The sequence below is a fragment of the Pseudoflavonifractor phocaeensis genome (assembly GCF_016901735.1).
In the GTDB taxonomy this organism is placed as follows: Bacteria; Bacillota; Clostridia; order Oscillospirales; family Oscillospiraceae; genus Pseudoflavonifractor_A.
The window spans coordinates 1-513 of sequence record NZ_JACLZC010000193.1 but is presented as its reverse complement, the minus strand read 5'-3'; the positions used below and the strand labels follow the sequence as shown (position 1 = coordinate 513).

The 513-nt window shown below is 54.2% G+C and carries 1 protein-coding gene; it reads left to right on the top strand.

Translation table 11 applies throughout. The annotated features are described in order from the left end of the window. Nucleotides 1-41 precede the first annotated feature (41 nt). A partial coding sequence (locus H7U37_RS16560) for a DEAD/DEAH box helicase family protein (protein ID WP_338049849.1) occupies nt 42-513 on the top strand: 472 nt, incomplete at its 3' end.

The following is a 513-nucleotide window of genomic DNA, read 5'->3' as shown; positions in this document are numbered from 1 at the left end:
GCGTATTGGGTGCAGCGGCACGCTGCCAGTTCTGCATTGAGATGGAAACCGGTACCGGCAAGACCTATGTTTACACCAAGACCATCTTTGAGCTGAACCGCAAGTACGGGTTTACCAAGTTCGTCATTGTGGTGCCGTCGGTGGCCATCCGGGAGGGCGTCTACAAGTCCTTTCAGGTCACTCAGGAGCATTTTGGCCTGCAATACGACAACGTGCCCTGCCGGTACTTCATCTACAACTCCGCCAAGCTGTCCGATGTGCGCCAGTTCGCCACCAGCTCTAACATCGAAGTGATGATTATAAACATCGACGCTTTCAAGAAGGCGGAGAACATTATCAACCAGGCCCAGGATCGTTTGGGCGGCGAGACGGCCATGGGCTTTATTCAGAATACCCACCCCATTGTCATCATCGACGAACCCCAGAGTGTAGACAATACACCAAAGGCCAAGGAAGCCATTGCCACGCTCAATCCCCTGTGTGTGCTGCGGTACTCCGCTACCCACCGGGAAA